The organism is Bacillus cereus group sp. N24 (assembly GCF_016483345.1).
In the GTDB taxonomy this organism is placed as follows: domain Bacteria; phylum Bacillota; class Bacilli; order Bacillales; family Bacillaceae_G; genus Bacillus_A; species Bacillus_A toyonensis.
The window spans coordinates 1-239 of sequence record NZ_JAEHCA010000155.1; the positions used below are offsets into that span (position 1 = coordinate 1).

Consider the following 239-nt stretch of genomic DNA (forward strand, 5'->3'; position numbering starts at 1 on the left):
GTTTCATAGTGTTGCTGCGCAAGAATCGTTGTCGGTACTAAAATTGCAACTTGTTTTTCATCCATAATTGCTTTAAATGCCGCACGAATAGCCACTTCAGTCTTTCCATACCCTACATCACCACAAAGGAGCCTATCCATCGGGCGTCCGCGTTCCATATCTTTTTTAATCTCGTCAATAGAACGTAACTGATCCTCTGTCTCTTGATATGGGAAAGATGATTCGAACTCTTGTTGTTC

General features: G+C 41.8%; 1 protein-coding gene. It reads right to left on the reverse strand.

Features of this window, described 5'->3' with window-relative positions:
* Window positions 1–239 (reverse strand): DEAD/DEAH box helicase (locus JDS95_RS30825; RefSeq protein WP_199691072.1); only part of this gene is annotated, 239 nt, incomplete at both ends.